This is a genomic window from Streptomyces misionensis, assembly GCF_007896895.1.
GTDB lineage: Bacteria > Actinomycetota > Actinomycetes > Streptomycetales > Streptomycetaceae > Streptomyces > Streptomyces misionensis_A.
This window is the reverse complement of the sequence record NZ_VOGW01000180.1, coordinates 37,436-53,477: the sequence shown is the minus strand read 5'-3', so window position 1 is coordinate 53,477 and position 16,042 is coordinate 37,436. Positions and strand designations below refer to the sequence as shown.

Annotated in this window: 15 protein-coding genes; 8 read left to right on the top strand and 7 right to left on the bottom strand. The window is 73.1% G+C overall.

All coding sequences use genetic code 11. The features are described from left to right. Nucleotides 1-90 precede the first annotated feature (90 nt). Nucleotides 91-1,749, top strand: a complete 1,659-nt coding sequence (locus tag FRZ03_RS30300; RefSeq protein WP_146468288.1) for a multicopper oxidase family protein — start codon at nt 91-93, stop codon at nt 1,747-1,749. 40 nt (nt 1,750-1,789) lie between these two features. Here the strand turns inward: FRZ03_RS30300 and FRZ03_RS30295 are convergent, their stop codons facing one another. From FRZ03_RS30295 to FRZ03_RS30285, 3 genes are all read right to left on the bottom strand, one after another. Next, on the bottom strand, nt 1,790-3,331 hold the full coding sequence (locus FRZ03_RS30295) for an MFS transporter (protein ID WP_146468287.1): 1,542 nt from the start codon (nt 3,329-3,331) through the stop codon (nt 1,790-1,792). Further along, the gene (locus FRZ03_RS30290; protein ID WP_186785701.1) at nt 3,328-3,873 is read right to left on the bottom strand and encodes a TetR/AcrR family transcriptional regulator; all 546 of its coding nucleotides are present in this window, start codon (nt 3,871-3,873) and stop codon (nt 3,328-3,330) included. The genes FRZ03_RS30295 and FRZ03_RS30290 overlap by 4 nt, the downstream gene beginning before the upstream one ends. A gap of 107 nt (nt 3,874-3,980) precedes the next feature. Then, nucleotides 3,981-4,952, bottom strand: coding sequence for an aldo/keto reductase (locus tag FRZ03_RS30285; RefSeq protein ID WP_146468286.1), 972 nt, complete (start codon nt 4,950-4,952; stop codon nt 3,981-3,983). A gap of 139 nt (nt 4,953-5,091) precedes the next feature. Between FRZ03_RS30285 and FRZ03_RS30280 the strand changes: the two genes are divergently transcribed. Together FRZ03_RS30280 and gap are read left to right on the top strand one after the other, a co-directional pair. Then, nucleotides 5,092-6,048, top strand: coding sequence for a GlxA family transcriptional regulator (locus FRZ03_RS30280; protein WP_146468285.1), 957 nt, complete (start codon nt 5,092-5,094; stop codon nt 6,046-6,048). Nucleotides 6,049-6,154: 106 nt separating this feature from the next. Further along, nucleotides 6,155-7,159, top strand: coding sequence for a type I glyceraldehyde-3-phosphate dehydrogenase (gap, locus tag FRZ03_RS30275; protein WP_146468284.1), 1,005 nt, complete (start codon nt 6,155-6,157; stop codon nt 7,157-7,159). 71 nt (nt 7,160-7,230) lie between these two features. Here gap and argH read toward each other — a convergent pair whose 3' ends face one another. After that, entirely contained in the window at nt 7,231-8,664 is a 1,434-nt protein-coding gene (argH, locus tag FRZ03_RS30270) for an argininosuccinate lyase (protein WP_146468283.1), read from the bottom strand. A gap of 114 nt (nt 8,665-8,778) precedes the next feature. Then, on the bottom strand, nt 8,779-9,981 hold the full coding sequence (locus FRZ03_RS30265) for an argininosuccinate synthase (protein WP_146468282.1): 1,203 nt from the start codon (nt 9,979-9,981) through the stop codon (nt 8,779-8,781). A gap of 128 nt (nt 9,982-10,109) precedes the next feature. Here FRZ03_RS30265 and FRZ03_RS30260 point away from each other — a divergent pair, with 128 nt between their 5' ends. Continuing rightward, entirely contained in the window at nt 10,110-10,697 is a 588-nt protein-coding gene (locus tag FRZ03_RS30260) for a pyridoxamine 5'-phosphate oxidase family protein (RefSeq protein ID WP_146468281.1), read from the top strand. 2 nt (nt 10,698-10,699) lie between these two features. Beyond that, the gene (locus FRZ03_RS30255; RefSeq protein WP_146468280.1) at nt 10,700-11,404 is read left to right on the top strand and encodes a L,D-transpeptidase family protein; all 705 of its coding nucleotides are present in this window, start codon (nt 10,700-10,702) and stop codon (nt 11,402-11,404) included. A 28-nt stretch (nt 11,405-11,432) separates the two neighbouring features. Here the strand turns inward: FRZ03_RS30255 and FRZ03_RS30250 are convergent, their stop codons facing one another. Both FRZ03_RS30250 and FRZ03_RS30245 read right to left on the bottom strand, forming a co-directional pair. Next, on the bottom strand, nt 11,433-12,881 hold the full coding sequence (locus tag FRZ03_RS30250) for a sensor histidine kinase (RefSeq protein WP_398661404.1): 1,449 nt from the start codon (nt 12,879-12,881) through the stop codon (nt 11,433-11,435). Between the two features lie 50 nt (nt 12,882-12,931). Then, nucleotides 12,932-13,672: a response regulator transcription factor gene (locus FRZ03_RS30245; protein ID WP_146468279.1), complete on the bottom strand. Its 741-nt coding sequence runs from the start codon at nt 13,670-13,672 to the stop codon at nt 12,932-12,934. Between the two features lie 231 nt (nt 13,673-13,903). On the opposite strand from FRZ03_RS30245, the gene FRZ03_RS30240 reads away from it, so the two are divergent. The 3 genes from FRZ03_RS30240 to FRZ03_RS30230 form a co-directional block, all read left to right on the top strand. Then, nucleotides 13,904-15,259, top strand: coding sequence for a ferredoxin reductase family protein (locus FRZ03_RS30240; protein ID WP_146468278.1), 1,356 nt, complete (start codon nt 13,904-13,906; stop codon nt 15,257-15,259). Nucleotides 15,260-15,269: 10 nt separating this feature from the next. Then, nucleotides 15,270-15,725 (top strand): FMN-binding protein, encoded by a 456-nt coding sequence (locus tag FRZ03_RS30235; protein ID WP_146468277.1) that lies wholly within the window; start codon nt 15,270-15,272, stop codon nt 15,723-15,725. 25 nt (nt 15,726-15,750) lie between these two features. Further along, on the top strand, nt 15,751-16,042 hold a 292-nt coding region (locus FRZ03_RS30230; protein WP_146468317.1), incomplete at its 3' end, for an FAD:protein FMN transferase.

Sequence of the window (16,042 nt, the reverse complement as noted above, 5' to 3'; positions counted from 1 at the left end):
GTCCGTCTGCCGGTGTGAATCTCCCGCGGGGCAGGGGCATTCGGCCTACGCTCCCGCGCGTACCCCCCGGAAAACATGTCTGATTCAGGCATGGATACACCTTCGCGGCGAACCCTCCTCCGTGTCCCGATCGCAGCCGTCGGTGCGAGCTTCCTGGCGTCCTGCGGCTCCGGCTCCGAGACCCGCTCCGGACCCCACCGCGCGGACACCGGCCCCCTCGGGGCGGGCACCGAGGGGAACTTCGTACCGGCGGGGCCCCGGGGGTACGTCAACCCGTCGGACCCGGAGGTCCTCGCCACCGAGCGCAAGCGCGGGGCGGGCCGTGTCCACACCCACCGGTTCACCGCCGCCGAGTCGCGACTGGACCTGGGTGGGCGGTCAGTGCGGACCTGGGCGTACAACGACACGGTGCCGGGACCGCTGGTCCGGGTCAGCGCCGGCGACGTGCTCGATCTGACGCTCGCCAACCGGCTGCCCACCGAGACCACCCTGCACTCGCACGGGGTGCGGCTGCGCTGCGACATGGACGGCGTGCCGGACCTGACCCAGCGGGCCATCCCCTCGGGGCGCGACTTCCGTTACCGGTTCACCGTGAAGCACCCGGGCACCTATCTGCTCCACTCCCATGTCGGGATGCAGCCCGACCGCGCCCTGTACGCGCCGCTCGTCGTGGACGATCCCAAGGAGAAGCTCGCCTACGACAAGGAGTGGATCGTCGTCCTGGACGACTGGCTGGACGGGGTGGACGGCTCCACGCCCGACGGGGTGCTCGAACAGCTCAAGCCGGGCGGCTCCGCGATGGGCGGCATGGGGATGGGCCCCGAGCACACGCACCCGAGCGGCAGCCCGAGCCCCCACGCGAGCAAGCCGGCCAAGGCGAAGCCGGCGCCGTCCGCCAAGTCCGCGGGCCCCGACCGGGTGCTGCGCGACTCCCACAGCCGCATGCTCGACGGCGACGGCGGCAGCGTCGACTACCCGTACTACCTCGTCAACGGGCGGCTGCCGCACGATCCCTCGGTGCTGCGCTGCCGTCCCGGTGACCGCATCCGCATCCGTTTCGTCAACGCGGGTTCGGAGACGGCCTTCCGGGTCTGTCTCGGCGGGCACACCATGACCGTCACCCACACCGACGGCTACCCCGTGCGGCACCGGGAGACCGACGCGCTGCTCATCGGCATGTCCGAGCGGTACGACGTGCTGGTGACCGCCAAGGACGGCTGCTTCCCGCTGGTCGCGCTCGCCGAGGGCAAGAAGGGCAGCGCGCTCGCCGTGCTCCGCACCGACAAGGGGAAAAACCTTCCTGCCCCCAATGTCCGGCCGGACGAGCTGGACGGCGAGTGCGTGCCGGCGCGGCGGCTGGAGCCGGCCGACTCGGTGGCCCTGCCCGAGCGGCACCCCGACCGCCAGATGCGCATCAGGATCACCGGCAACATGCACCGCTTCGACTGGGGCTTCGACCACAAGCCGTACGACGTGCGGCAGCGGCACGAGATCCATGCCGGGGAGCGGGTGCGGCTCACCCTCATCAACGCGACGGACATGTGGCACCCGATGCACCTGCACGGACACACGTTCGCGATGACCGGTCTGGACGCGGTGGGGGCGCGCAAGGACACGGCGCTGGTGCTGCCGCACCGCAAGCTGGTGGTGGAGTTCGACGCGGACAACCCGGGGCTGTGGATGCTGCACTGCCACAACCAGTACCACTCGGAGAGCGGGATGATGACGGTGCTGGGCTACAAGCGGTGAGGGACGGGCCGGGGCGGGCGCCCCGGCCTCGGTCCCCTGCCTACCGCGGGTGCTCCGCCTGCTCGGTGCTCTCCAGTCGCTGTCCCTTCAGCAGGAACCACGCCACCGCCGCCGTGCCCAGCAGGACCGCCGCGCCCGCGCCGGACGCCAGGTGGAGGCCGTGCACGAAGGCGTCGCGGGCCGCGTCCAGGAGGGAATGGGCCGCACCGGCGGGCATGCGGGCCGCGGCCTCGACCGCCGCGCCCAGCGATTCATGGGCGCCGGGCGGGGTGCCGGCCGGGCCGGTGAAGCCGCTGTAGACGGCGGTCACGATGGAGCCGAGGAGGGCGATGCCGAGCGCGGCGCCCAGTTCGTAGGCGGTTTCGGAGACCGCCGAGGCGGCGCCGGCCTGTTCCTTGGGGACGCTGGAGAGGATCACGTCCGCGGTGACGGTGAAGGACAGGCCCGCGCCGATGCCGACGATCAGCAGGGCGGCGCCGAGGACCGGGTAGCCGGTGGACCGGCCGAGGCAGGTCAGGGCGGCCAGGGCCAGGCCGACCGCGGCGAGGCCGCCCGCGACCACCGAGCGGACCGAGAGGCGCCGGGCCGCGCTGCCCGCGACCAGTCCGGCCGCCACCGCGCCCACGGCGGCGGGCAGTTCGGCCAGGCCCGCCTCGAACGGGTGCCTGCCCTGGACCAGTTGCAGGTACTGGGAGAGGAAGAACACCAGTCCGGACATGCCGAGCACGGTCAGCAGGTCGGCGAGCACGGCGCCGCTGAAGCCGCGGTGCCGGAACAGCCGCATGTCCAGCAGCGGGACCGGCATGGTCAGCTGACGGCGCACGAAGCCGCCGAGGGCGCCCGCGCCCAGCAGGCCGACGGCGAGGGCCGGCCAGGAGAAGCCGTGCGTCGCGGCCTCCTTGACGCCGTAGACGACGCCGATCATGCCGACGAGCGACAGCAGGACGCTGGGCAGGTCCCAGGGGCCCGGGTCCGGGTTGCGGGACTCGGGCAGGGTGCGCAGGCCGACCAGCACCAGGACGGCCATCACCGGCAGGTTGATCAGGAAGACCGAGCCCCACCAGAAGTGCTCCAGCAGGAAGCCGCCCACGATCGGGCCGACGGCCGTGCCGGCGGAGGCGGTCGCGCCCCAGATGCCGACGGCGAGGCTGCGCTCGCGCGGGTCGTGGAAGAGGTTGCGGATCAGGGCGAGGGTGGCCGGCATCAGGGTCGCGCCCGCGACACCGAGCAGCGCCCGCGCCAGGATCATCGTTTCGGGTGTGGAGGCATAGGCGTTGAGCACGGAGATCGCGCCGAACGCGGTGGCGCCGCCGAGCAGGATCCGCTTGCGGCCGATGCGGTCGCCGAGGCCGCCCATGGAGACCAGCAGGCCGGCGATGACGAAGGAGTAGACGTCACCGATCCACAGCAGCTGGGTGCCGGAGGGGTGGAGGTCCTCGCTGATGTAGGGGGTGGCCAGGCCGAGGACGGTGGCGTCGACGGCCACCAGCAGCACGGCCAGGACGAGGACGCAGAGCGCGAGCCACCGGCCCGGACGCCGCTCCGTCCGCGCCGCGTCGGCCGGCCGCAGGGTGCTGGTCATGGTTCCTCTCTTCGCAGGGCGCCGCCGAGCAGCAGCTCGGCGACCATGGTCGGGAAGTCACGGGCGGCCACGCGGCCGTCCAGGCTGGCCCAGGCGCAGGAGGCGGTCAGACCGTAGAGCGCCTCGGTGAGCCAGGCGGGAGTGAGGTCGATGCGGAACTCACCGCCCTGCTGTCCGCGCTGGAACAGGGCGGCGATCCGGCCGTCGAGCCGCTGCCAGCCGTCGTTCTGCCGGTCGCCCTCCCACAGCTGGCTCTCGCCGTACAGGAACGCGAGCAGGCCCGCGGCCGGCTGGATCTCGCGGACCAGGCGGCGCACGGCGTCGGCCGCGGCCCCCTCCTCCGGGCGGGCCCGGTCCAGCGCCGCCTCGCACTCCGCGATGCCGAGCGCCTCCAGCGCCCGGACGAGCGCGTCGCGCCCGGCGAAGTGGCGGTGCAGCGTGGCCCGGCTGATCCCGGCGGCCTTGGCGACCTCGTCCATGGTCGCGGTGGACTTGCGGGTCAGCAGGGCGGCGGCGCTGCGCAGCACGTGGTCACGATCCATGAGACAAGAGTAGCCCAGGTGAGACAATTTTGTCTCACACTGGGCACACGTGACTCATCCCCCTGGTCAGCGCGGTTTGTGTCAGTGCCGGGGCACGCGGGTGTGCGTCAGTGCCAGGGCAGCTCTCCGCGCCGCTCCCAGTAGGCGCGGGGGTCCTCGGTGAGCGTGGCGAGGCGGGTCAGCTGCTCCGGGTCCAGGTCGACGGCGGGGGCGTGCAGATTGGAGGCGAGCTGGGCGACCGTCGCGGCGCCGGAGAGGACCACGCCCACCCAGGGCCGGCGCAGGATCCAGGCGAGGGCGACGGCGTCACAGCCGAGCCCCGTCTCGGCGGCGACCGCCCGCAGCGTCTCGGGGGCGTTCGGGCCGGCGAGCCGGCCGTTGGCCATGCCCTCCTTGACGATCACGGTCAGCCCGGCGTCGTGTGCCTCGGCGAGGGCGGGGCCCGCCGAGTGCTCCAGGACGTTGTAGGTCGACTGGACGGTACGGAAGAGGGGCTCGCCGTCGACCGTCACGGCGAGGGCGGCCCGGATCGCCTCCGCCTGGGCCGGGCCGCTGGTGGAGAAGCCGACGGTCAGGCCGCCGGCGGCGGCCTGGGCGAGCCTGGCGTGGAGTTCCTTGTCGGTGAGGGCCGGGCTGTCCGGGGTGACCGAGTGGATCTGGTAGAGGTCGAGCCGGTCGCCGAGCAGGGCGTCGGTCTCGGCGCGCTGCCGCTCGTACGTCGCCAGGCCGTGGTCCTTGACCTCGTGCCGCACGGCGTCGGTGGACCAGTCGGCGGTGTAGGTGTAGCCCCATTTGCTGCCGACGACGACGTCATCGATGCCGGGGCGGGCCTTCAGCCAGTCGGCGAGGAACTCCTCCGAACGGCCGTAGGAGCGGGCCACGTCGACGTAGCGCACGCCCTGGGCGTAGGCGGCGTCGAGGAGTTCATGGGTACGGGAGCGCAGGGCCGCCACGCTCCGGTCCGCCCCGAGGTCCTCGTCCCGGCCCAGGTTGATGTAGCCCGGGCGGCCGACGGCGGCCAGCCCCAGGCCGATGTGACAGGTGGCGGTGGTGGCGGTCGCGAGACGGGCGAAGGGCATCGCGGGCTCCGTTGGGTCGGCTCCGGTTCGGCTTCGACCAACGTAACCCGCGACCGGCCCCGCCCAGCGGCCCGGCGCGTGCGGTCCTCCCGCCGAGGCGGGCGCCGGCCGCGTGGCACGCCCCGCGTAGCCTCGTCCTGTGCCAGCCTCCCGTCTGCATCGCGTCGCCGTCCTCGTGCTCGAAGGTGCGAAGCCGCTCGACGTCGGCATCCCCGCCCAGGTGTTCACGACCCGCGCGAGCATGCCGTACGAGGTGCGGGTGTGCGGGGCCGCGCCCGGCCTGGTGACCGGCGGCGACGGCCTCGCGTACTACGTCGCCCACGGCCTCGACGCGCTCGGGTGGGCCGATGTCGTCTTCGTCCCCGGTTACCGGTTCCCGGACCGCGACGACCCGCCGCGGGCCGTCGTCGAGGCGCTGATCGCCGCCCACACCCGGGGCGCGCGGCTCGCCGCCATCTCGACCGGTGCGTTCGCGCTCGCCGCCACGGGCCTGCTCGACGGCAGGCGCGCCACGACGCACTGGCACTACACGCGGGCCCTGCGGGCCAGGCATCCGCTCGTCCAGGTCGACGAGAACGTGCTGTTCGTCGACGAGGGCAGCCTGCTCACCTCGGCCGGCGCCGCCTCCGGCATCGACCTGTGCCTGCACATCCTGCGCGGCGATCTCGGAGTGGCCGCGTCCAACCACGCGGCCCGGCGTCTGGTCGCCGCCCCCTACCGCAGCGGCGGCCAGGCCCAGTACGTGCCGCGCAGCGTCCCCGAGCCGCTCGGCGAGCGGTTCGCCGCCACCCGCGAGTGGGCGCTGCACCGGCTCGACCAGCCCCTCACCCTCGACCTGCTCGCGCGGCAGGCCGGGGTCTCGGCGCGCACGTTCTCCCGGCGCTTCGTCGAGGAGACCGGCTACACGCCGATGCAGTGGGTGATGCGTGCGCGCGTCGACCTGGCCCGCGAACTGCTGGAGCGCTCGGAACGCGGCGTCGAGCAGATCGCCGCCGACGTCGGGCTCGGCACCGGCGCGAATCTGCGGCTGCACTTCCAGCGCATCCTCGGCACCACACCGAGCGAGTACCGGCGCACCTTCACCCGGGGCGAGTGAGGCGCCCGACGCCCGTGGCGAGATCCTTGTGAACCATGGCGGTCGCGCCACTGTCAGCGGCGTGGGCGGCGGGCGAGCCTGGTGGCGAACGGAAGGGACATCGCTCATGACTCGCATCGCCATCAACGGTTTCGGCCGCATCGGACGCAATGTGCTGCGCGCGCTGCTGGAGCGCGACAGCGCCCTGGAGATCGTCGCCGTCAACGACCTGACGGAGCCCGCCACGCTCGCCCGGCTGCTCGCCTACGACAGCACGGCCGGCCGGCTCGGGCGCCCGGTGACCGTCGACGGGGACGCCCTCGTCGTCGACGGCCGCCGGATCACGGTGCTGGCCGAGCGCGAACCGGCACGGCTGCCGTGGGCCGAACTCGGCGTGGACATCGCCTTGGAGGCCACCGGCCGCTTCACCTCGGCCGAGGCCGCCCGCGCCCACGTCACGGCAGGCGCGAGGAAGGTGCTCGTCAGCGCGCCCTCGGACGGCGCGGACGTCACGCTCGCCTACGGCGTCAACACCGACGCCTACGACCCGGCCGCGCACACCGTCGTCTCGAACGCCTCCTGCACCACCAACGCGCTCGCGCCGCTGGCCGCGGTCCTCGACGAACTCGCCGGTATCGAGCACGGGTTCATGACGACGGTGCACGCCTACACCCAGGAGCAGAACCTCCAGGACGGTCCGCACCGCGACGCCCGCCGCGCCCGCGCCGCCGGCGTGAACATCGTGCCGACCACGACCGGCGCCGCCAAGGCGATCGGCCTGGTGCTGCCGGGCCTCGACGGCAAGCTGTCGGGCGACTCGATCCGCGTGCCGGTGCCGGTGGGCTCGATCGTCGAACTCAACACGACCGTCGCCCGCGACGTGACCCGCGACGAGGTGCTGGCCGCGTACCGGGCGGCGGCGCAGGGGCCGCTCGCCGGCGTCCTCGAGTACTCGGAGGACCCGCTCGTCTCCTCCGACATCACCGGCAATCCCGCCTCGTCGATCTTCGACTCGGCCCTCACCCGCGTCGACGGCCGGCACGTCAAGGTGGTCGCGTGGTACGACAACGAGTGGGGCTTCTCGAACCGCGTGATCGACACGCTGGAGCTGCTGGCCGCCGGCCGAAGCTAGTGCTGCGACCGGAAAGGTTCACCGGCTCGCGACGCCCGGCAGCCTCCCGGCAAACCCTCGCGGCCACAGCACTAGCGGACCGTCCTCGCCCGCGCCCACTCGTGCTGGAGCGCCACGTTCGCCTTGACCTCCGTCAGCTGCACCGCCACCGCGCTCGGCGCGGTGCCGCCGCGGCCGTTGCGGGAGGCCAGGGCGCCGGGGACGTTCAGGACAGTGCGGACCTCGGGGGTGAGGTGGGCGGAGATCTTGGCGAACTGCTCGTCCGTCAGCTCGTCCAGCTCCTTGCCCTCGGCCTCGGCGGCCTTGACGCACTCCCCCGCCACCTCGTGCGCCACCCGGAACGGGACGCCCTGGCGGACCAGCCACTCGGCGATGTCGGTGGCGAGGGAGAAGCCGGCCGGGGCCAGTTCCTCCATGCGCTCGCGGTGGACCGTGAGGGTGGCCATCATGCCGGTGAAGGCGGGCAGCAGCACCTCCAGCTGGTCGCAGGAGTCGAAGACCGGCTCCTTGTCCTCCTGGAGGTCGCGGTTGTAGGCGAGGGGCAGCGCCTTGAGGGTGGCGAGGAGTCCGGTCAGGTTGCCGATCAGGCGGCCGGACTTGCCCCGGGCCAGCTCCGCGATGTCCGGGTTCTTCTTCTGCGGCATGATCGAGGAGCCGGTGGAGAACGCGTCGTGGAGGGTGACGAAGGAGAACTCCTTCGTGTTCCAGATGATGATCTCCTCGGCGATCCGGGAGAGGTTCACGCCGATCATCGCGGTGATGAAGGCGAACTCGGCGACGAAGTCCCGGGAGGCCGTGCCGTCGATGGAGTTGCCCGCGCTGCCGTGCTCGAACCCGAGGTCCTCGGCCACCGCCTCGGGGTCCAGGCCCAGGGAGGAGCCGGCCAGGGCGCCCGAGCCGTACGGCGAGACCGCCGTGCGCTCGTCCCACTGGCGCAGCCGCTCCGCGTCCCGGGACAGGGACTGCACATGGGCGAGGACGTGGTGGGCGAAGAGCACCGGCTGGGCGTGCTGGAGGTGGGTGCGGCCGGGCATCGCCACGTCGGGGTGGGCCTCGGCGAGGCCGATCAGGGCGTCCTGGAGATCGGCGATCAGGCCGCCGATGATCCGCGCGTGGTCCCTGAGGTACATCCGGAAGAGGGTGGCCACCTGGTCGTTGCGGGACCGGCCGGCGCGGAGCTTGCCGCCGAGGTCGGGACCGAGGCGCTCCAGCAGGCCCCGCTCCAGGGCGGTGTGCACGTCCTCGTCGGCGATCGTGCCGGTGAAGGAGCCGTCGGCGACGTCCGCCTCCAGCTGGTCGAGCCCGGCGATCATGCGCTCCAGCTCGTCCTCGCTGAGGAGTCCGGCCTTGTGCAGCACGCGCGCGTGGGCGCGGGAACCGGCGATGTCGTAGGGCGCGAGCCGCCAGTCGAAGTGGACGGACGCGGACAGCTTCGCCAGGGCCTCGGCGGGACCGTCGGCGAAACGGCCGCCCCAGAGCCGTACGTCACCGCTGTTGCTGCTCACTTGCGTGCTCCTCGGGAGTGTGTCTGTGCGACCGCCTCCCCACCCTTGCAGGTGAGGAGGCGGCTGTCAGGCTGATGCGTGCGAGGGGACCCGTGCGGTCACACCGGGTCTGCGTCAGGCTTCGCCTGCGAGATCACGCCGCGCGGCGATCTTCGACGACAGGCTGTAGATGTCGATGAAGCCCTTGGCCGCGGCCTGGTCGAAGGTGTCGCCGGTGTCGTAGGTGGCGAGGTTGAAGTCGTACAGGGACGACTCGGAGCGCCGGCCGGTGACGACCGCGCGGCCGCCGTGCAGGGTCAGGCGGATGTCGCCGGACACGTGCTGGTTGGCCTCGTCGATGAAGCCGTCCAGGGCGCGCTTGAGCGGGGAGAACCACTGGCCGTCGTAGACCAGTTCGCCCCAGCGCTGCTCGACCTGCCGCTTGTAGCGGGCGAGTTCGCGCTCGACGGTGACGTTCTCCAGCTCCTGGTGGGCGGTGATCAGCGCGATCGCGCCGGGGGCCTCGTAGACCTCGCGGGACTTGATGCCGACGAGGCGGTCCTCGACCATGTCGATCCGGCCGATGCCCTGGGCGCCCGCGCGCTCGTTGAGCTGCTGGATGGCCTGGAGGACGGTGACGGGCTTGCCGTCGAGGGCGACCGGGACGCCCTCCTTGAAGGTGATGACGACCTCGTCGGCCTCGCGCGGGGTGGCGGGGTTGGAGGTGTACTCGTAGATGTCCTCGATCGGCGCGTTCCAGATGTCCTCCAGGAAGCCCGTCTCGACGGCGCGTCCGAAGACGTTCTGGTCGATGGAGTACGGGGACTTCTTGGTGGTGGCGATCGGGAGCTGCTTGGCCTCGCAGAAGGCGATCGCCTTGTCCCGGGTCATCGCGTAGTCGCGGACCGGGGCGATGCACTTCAGGTCGGGGGCGAGGGCGACGATGCCGGCCTCGAAGCGGACCTGGTCGTTGCCCTTGCCGGTGCAGCCGTGGGCGACCGTGGTGGCGCCGTGCTTCTTGGCGGCGGCGACCAGGTGCTTGACGATGGTCGGCCGGGAGAGGGCGGAGACCAGCGGGTAGCGGTCCATGTACAGGGCGTTGGCCTTGATCGCCGGGAGGCAGTACTCGTCGGCGAACTCGTCCTTGGCGTCGGCGACCTCGGCCTCGACGGCACCGCACGCGAGGGCGCGCTTGCGGATGACGTCCAGGTCCTCGCCGCCCTGGCCGACGTCGACCGCAACGGCGATGACCTCGGCGCCCGTCTCCTCGGCGATCCAGCCGATGGCGACGGAGGTGTCCAGACCGCCTGAGTAGGCGAGTACGACGCGCTCGGTCACGGGTTTCTCCTCACGTGCAATTGCTGACATGCATGAGTATGCAGAACTCTGCATGATTCGTCAATCGCCCTTTCGGGTGAGCCGAGAATCCTTAGACAGTCGAAAGAGTTGCGGGGATAATCCGGGCCATGGGAAAGAGCTATGAGCGCATCGACGGCAGGCTCCGCACGTTCATCGAGGAGCAACCCCTCTTCTTCACCGCGACCGCGCCGCTGTCCGGCGACGGCCGGGTCAACCTCTCCCCCAAGGGCCTCAAGGGCTCGTTCGCCGTGCTGGACGAACTCACCGTGGCCTACCTGGACTTCGCCGGTTCCAACGCCGAGACCATCGCGCACCTGCGGGAGAACGGGCGGATCACCCTGATGTGGTGCGCCTTCCAGGGCCCGCCGAACATCGTGCGGGTGCACGGCCGGGGCGAGCCCGTGTTCCGCGACGACCCGCGCTTTTCGGAGCTGCTCGCCCGCTTCCCCGGCATCGAACCGGGAGCGCACGGGCTGCGCGCGATCATCGTCGTCCACGCCGAGCTGGTGCGGGACACCTGCGGCTACGCCGTCCCCTTCATGGCGTACGAGGAGGAGCGCGATCTGCACCAGAGGCGCTTCGCGCGGGAGGACGACGCCTCCCTGAACGAGTACTTCACCCGGAAGGAGCACATCGCCACGAGCCTGGACGGGCTTCCGGGACTGCCGTTGCCGCTGCCCCCGGCTAGCGTCTGAGCATGCGTCCCGCTGCCGTCGCCGGCCTCGTCTCCGCCTCCGTCCTGGGCCTGCTCGGCGCCGCCCCTCCCCGTGGCCCGCTGCCGCTGCCCGAGCGGCTGGCCGACACCGGTGGCGGCACCCAGCTGATCATCGCGCGGGCGCCGGACACCAGGTCCACGACGGGCACGCTCACCTGGTGGGACCGGCGGGGCGGATCATGGGTGCGGGCCGGGTCCGCGCCGGCGCGGTTCGGGGCGAAGGGGCTCGTCGAGGGGGGTGCGCGCAGACAGGGCACGGACACGACGCCGACCGGCTTGTACGACCTTCCGTTCGGGTTCGGGACCAAGGCGGCGCCGGGCGGCACCCGCGTCCCCTACCGGCCGGTGAAGAAGAGTTCCTGGTGGTGCCAGGACAACGCGTCGTCGTCGTACAACCGGTGGACGGACCCGCTGCCGGGTGACTGCCGGGCCTCGGAGTCGGAGCACCTGGGCGCGTACGCGGGGCAGTACGCGTACGCGCTGGTCGTGGGGTTCAACTACCACCGGCCGGTGCGGGGGCGGGGGGCCGGGATCTTCCTGCACGTCAACGGGCGCGGGGCGACCGCCGGCTGTGTCTCCGTCCCGGAGCGGGACATGCGGCGGATCCTGCGCTGGGCGGATCCGGACAGGGCGCCGCACATCGTTCTGGGCACGTCCGGCGGCGTCACCGCCGTCAGCCGGTACTGACCCCGGCCCACGGCCTGACCCCTGCCCGTCAGGCCGGCAGGGCGACCCTGAAGGCCGTGGAGCCCGGTTCGCTCTGTGCCTCCACCGTCCCGCCGTGCGCCTCCACCACTGCCGCCACGATCGACAGGCCGAGGCCCGCCCCCGGCGCGGACGCGTCCGCGTGGCGGCGGTGGTCGGCGCGGGTGAAGCGTTCGAAGACCGCGGGGCGCAGTTCCTCGGGGATGCCGGGCCCGTCGTCGTGGACGCGCAGGAGGACGGCGCCGGGGCACGGCTCCAGGGTGACCGTGACCTCGGTGCCCGCGGGGGTGTGCAGGCGCGCGTTGGCCAGCAGGTTGGCCACCACCTGGTGCAGGCGGTGGGCGTCTCCGGTAACGGTGACCGGGTCCTCGGGCAGGTCCAGGGCCCAGCGGTGGCCGGGGCCGGCGGCGCGGGCGTCGGTGACCGCGTCCAGGACCAGCCGGGTCAGGTCCACCGTGCCGCGCTCCAGCGGGCGGCCCGCGTCGAGGCGGGCGAGCAGCAGCAGGTCGTCCACCATCAGGCCCATCCGGGAGGACTCGGCGGTGATCCGCTCCAGCGCCCGGGTGACCTCGGGCGGCACCGGGCCGGGGTGCAGCAGGGCCAGTTCGGCGTGGCCGCGCACCGAGGCGACCGGGGTGCGCAGCTCGTGGCTGGCGTCGGCGGCGAACCGGCGCAGCCGCTCCTGGCTCGCGTGCCGCTGGGTGAGCGCGTCCTCGACATGGCCGAGCATGCGGTTGAGGGCGGCGGCGACCTGGCCGACCTCGCTGTGCGGGTCGGCGTCGGGGGCGCGCGGCGGCAGGGCGACCTCGCCGCTGGCGAGCGGGAGTTCGCTGACCCGGGTGGCGGTGGCGGTGACCCGCCCGAGGGGGCGCAGGGACCAGCGGACCCAGAGGGCGCCGGTCACCCCGGCCGTGACCAGGGCGAGGCCGAAGACCACCGCGGAGACCAGTTCCAGGCGGTGGACGGTGGCCTCGACGGGTTCCAGCGGGAGGCCCGCCATCAGCACGTCGCCGTCGCGGCCGCGGGTGGCGACGACCCGGTAGTGGCCGAGGGCGGAGAGTTCGACGGTGTGCGGGCGGCCGTCGGCCGGGGTCCGGGCCAGCCGCTTCGCGTCCCCGGCGGACAGGGAGACGTTCAGGTCGGCGGAGAGGTCGCCGGAGCGGATGAGGCCCTTGTTGACGACGGTGCCGTCCAGCAGGCGGGCGCCGAAGGTGCCGGTGGCCATCCGGCGGGTGTCGGCCTGCTCGTCGCCGTCGTGGTCGTCGGGCAGCTTGCCGCGGTGCTCCAGGCTCTCCGGGAAGCGGGTGCCGACCTGGGCGAGCTGTTCGTCCAGGCGCTGGGTGAGGAAGCCGTTCAGCTCGACCACGGCGGCCACGCCGACGGCGGCGCAGCTCACCGCCAGCAGGACCACGAGGCCGAAGGTCAGGCGGGCGCGCAGGGTGCGGAAGCGGGCGCGCAGGGTGCGGAAGCGGGGCAGGCGGGCGAGCGGGCCCGTGCGGTCACCGGCCCTCACCCGGTCACCGGTTTCAGTACGTAACCAGCCCCGCGCACCGTGTGGATCATGGGTGCCCGGCCCGCGTCGATCTTCTTGCGGAGGTAGGAGATGTACAGCTCGACCACATGGGCCCGGCCGCCGAAGTCGTAGGACCAGACCCGGTCGAGTATCTGCGCCTTGCTGAGCACGCGGCGCGGGTTGCGCATCAGGAAGCGCAGCAGCTCGAACTCGGTCGGCGAGAGTTCGATCAGCTCGCCGGAGCGGGTCACCTCACGGGCGTCCTCGTCCATCACCAGGTCGCCCACGACCAGCCCGGCCTCCTCCTCCGGGCGGCGGGCCATCCCGGCGCGGCGCAGCAGACCGCGCAGCCGGGCCACGACCTCCTCCAGGCTGAAGGGCTTGGTGACGTAGTCGTCGCCGCCCGCCGTGAGCCCGGCGATCCGGTCCTCGACGGCGTCGCGCGCGGTGAGGAAGAGCACGCACACATCGGGCTGGGACTCGTGCAGCCCGCGCAGCACGGCGAGGCCGTCCATGTCGGGGAGCATCACGTCCAGGACGACGGCGTCGGGCCGCAGCTCGCGCGCGGCGGCGAGGGCGGCGGTGCCGTCGGCGGCGGCGCGCACCTCCCAGCCCTCGTAGCGCAGGGCGCCGGTGAGCACCTCGGCGAGGTCGGGGTCGTCGTCGACGACGAGGACGCGCAGCGGGGTGCCGTCGGGACGGGTGAGGGCCGGGCGGCCGGAACGGGTCGTGTTCATCGCGCCTCCCAGCATCGCGCGTGCGCGGGGCGGCACAGGCCCGCGCGGGCTGTGAGTTTGCTCTGAAAAGAGTCGGTGGGCCGTCGTACCGCCTGGTCAGCGGATTGCTGAGAGGTCTCTGAGACCTCTGTGAGAAAGCTCTGAAGACAGCGTTCCGGGCCCCTTTCTCAGAGGCCGCTCAGAGCTTGGGCACGCACAGTGGGCGGGCCGGCGGACGAAGGGACGGCACTGATGACGGCAGTGGACACGAGGCGGGCGGCCCCGCCCCTGCCGGGGGCCGCGCGGCGCCGCTCCCCCGCGGGGCCGCCGCTCGCCGTGGTGTGCGCGGGAGCGGCGGCCGTGGTCGCGCTCTGGTGGGCGGACACCGCCTCGGTGACCGGTGCGGCCGGCTGGCTCACCGGGGCCGGGCGGATCGCGGGACTGCTGTGCGGGTACGCCTGTGCGGTGCTCGTCGGCCTGATGGCGCGGGTGCCGCTGCTGGAGAACCGGGTGGGCTCGGACCGGGTGGCGCGCTGGCACGCGATGGCCGGCCGGTACACGGTGTGCCTGCTGGTGGCGCACATCGTGCTGATCCTCGCCGGGTACGCGGCGCAGGACCGGGCGTCGCTGTGGCACGAGACGGTCACCGTGGTGCTGGACTACCCGGACATGCTGAAGGCCACCGCCGGCACCGTGATCCTGTTCGCGGTCGGTCTCACCTCCGTGCGGGCGGTGCGCCGCCGGGTCCGGCACGAGTTCTGGTATTACGTCCACCTGCTCACGTACGCGGCCGTGTTCCTGACCTTCTTCCACCAGGTGTCGCTGGGCGAGCAGTTCACCGGCCGGCCGGTGGCCGGCGCCGCCTGGTACGCGCTCTACCTCGGCGTCGCGGCGCTCGTGGGGTGGTTCCGGGTCCTCACCCCGGTGCGGCTCAACCGGCGGCACCGGCTGCGGGTGGAGTCGGTGCAGCCGGAGGCGCCGGGCGTGTACTCGGTCGTGATGCGCGGGCGGCACCTGGACGAGCTGGGCGCGCGGCCGGGCCAGTTCTTCCGCTGGCGGTTCCTCGCCGAGGGCATGGCCTGGACGTCGACGCCGTACTCGCTGTCGGCACCGCCGCGCCCGGACCTGCTGCGGATCACGGTCAAGGCGCTCGGCGACCACAGCACGGCCGTCTCGCTGCTCAGGCCCGGCACCCGGGTGTGGGCCGAGGGCCCCTACGGCGCGCTCACCGCCGACCGGGCCGCGGGCAGGCGCTCCCTGCTGATCGCGGCCGGGGTCGGTGTCACCCCGCTGCGGGCCCTGTTCGAGACGCTGCCCGGCGAGGTCACCCTGCTGTACCGGGCGCGCTCGGCGGAGGATCTCGCGCTGGGCGGCGAGCTGGAGGCGATCGCCCGGTGGCGCGGCGCCAGGGTGCTGTACGCGTTGAACGGCCCGCACGGTGAGCGGCCTGTCATCACGGCGGAGTCGCTGCGGGCGGCCGTCCCCGGGCTACGCGGCCACGACGTCTACATCTGCGGGCCGCACGGGTTCGCGCGGGACGTCTACGAGGCCCTGCGCGCGGCCGGTCTGCGGGACCACCGCATCCATCACGAGTCCTTCGAACTGTGAGGCGGACGCCATGCACGCGTTGAGGAAGAACCGGCCGCTGCGCCGCATCGTCCTGGCGAGCGCCACGACGGTCTCCGCCGTGGTGCTGCTGCTGTCCCTGAAGCCGCACACGAGTCCGGGGCTCGTCGTGGGCGCGTCGGCGCCGGCCCCCCGGGCCGGCGCGAGCGCGCCCGCCTCGTCCAAGGGGGCCGCGAAGACCGCCACCGGTGAAACCGTGCAGACCCGCTGGGGTCCGGTCCAGGTGCGGGTGACCGTCGAGGGCGGCAGGCTCACCGACGTGACGGCCGTCCGGTACCCCACGGACAACCCGCGCGACCAGGAGATCAACAGCTATGCGCTCCCCCGGCTGCGGCGCGAGGCGCTGGCCGCGCAGAGCGCGCGGATCGACATGGTCTCGGGGGCCACGTACACCAGCACCGGCTACCGGCAGTCGCTCCAGTCCGCGCTGGACCAGGCCCATGGATGACGCGGTGCGGCACGCGGAGGAGGTCATGGGGACCGTCTTCTCCTTCGACGTGCGCGGCGGTGAGCCGCGGGCGGTGCGCGCGGCGCTCGGCGCGGCGGTGGACGGGCTCCACCGGGCGGACGCGCTGTTCAGCACGTACCGCGCGGACAGCGAGGTGTCCCGGCTGGCGCGGGGCGAGCTGACCGTGGCGGGGTGCGCGCCCGAGGTGGCCCGGGTGCTGGAGCTGGCGGCCGAGGCGGAGCGGGTGAGCGAGGGGTGGTTCAGCACCCGCCACCGGGGGGTGCCGGACCCCACCGGGATCGTCAAGGGGTGGGCGG

Coding starts and splice junctions, on each gene's coding strand:
- FRZ03_RS30300 (WP_146468288.1), top strand. CDS start 91: ATGGATACACCTTCGCGGCGAACCCTCCTCCGTGTCCCGATCGCAGCC.
- FRZ03_RS30235 (WP_146468277.1), top strand. CDS start 15,270: ATGCACGCGTTGAGGAAGAACCGGCCGCTGCGCCGCATCGTCCTGGCG.
- FRZ03_RS30285 (WP_146468286.1), bottom strand. CDS start 4,952: ATGCCCTTCGCCCGTCTCGCGACCGCCACCACCGCCACCTGTCACATC.
- FRZ03_RS30290 (WP_186785701.1), bottom strand. CDS start 3,873: ATGGATCGTGACCACGTGCTGCGCAGCGCCGCCGCCCTGCTGACCCGC.
- FRZ03_RS30295 (WP_146468287.1), bottom strand. CDS start 3,331: ATGACCAGCACCCTGCGGCCGGCCGACGCGGCGCGGACGGAGCGGCGT.
- FRZ03_RS30240 (WP_146468278.1), top strand. CDS start 13,904: ATGACGGCAGTGGACACGAGGCGGGCGGCCCCGCCCCTGCCGGGGGCC.
- FRZ03_RS30260 (WP_146468281.1), top strand. CDS start 10,110: ATGGGAAAGAGCTATGAGCGCATCGACGGCAGGCTCCGCACGTTCATC.
- FRZ03_RS30255 (WP_146468280.1), top strand. CDS start 10,700: ATGCGTCCCGCTGCCGTCGCCGGCCTCGTCTCCGCCTCCGTCCTGGGC.
- FRZ03_RS30245 (WP_146468279.1), bottom strand. CDS start 13,672: ATGAACACGACCCGTTCCGGCCGCCCGGCCCTCACCCGTCCCGACGGC.
- gap (WP_146468284.1), top strand. CDS start 6,155: ATGACTCGCATCGCCATCAACGGTTTCGGCCGCATCGGACGCAATGTG.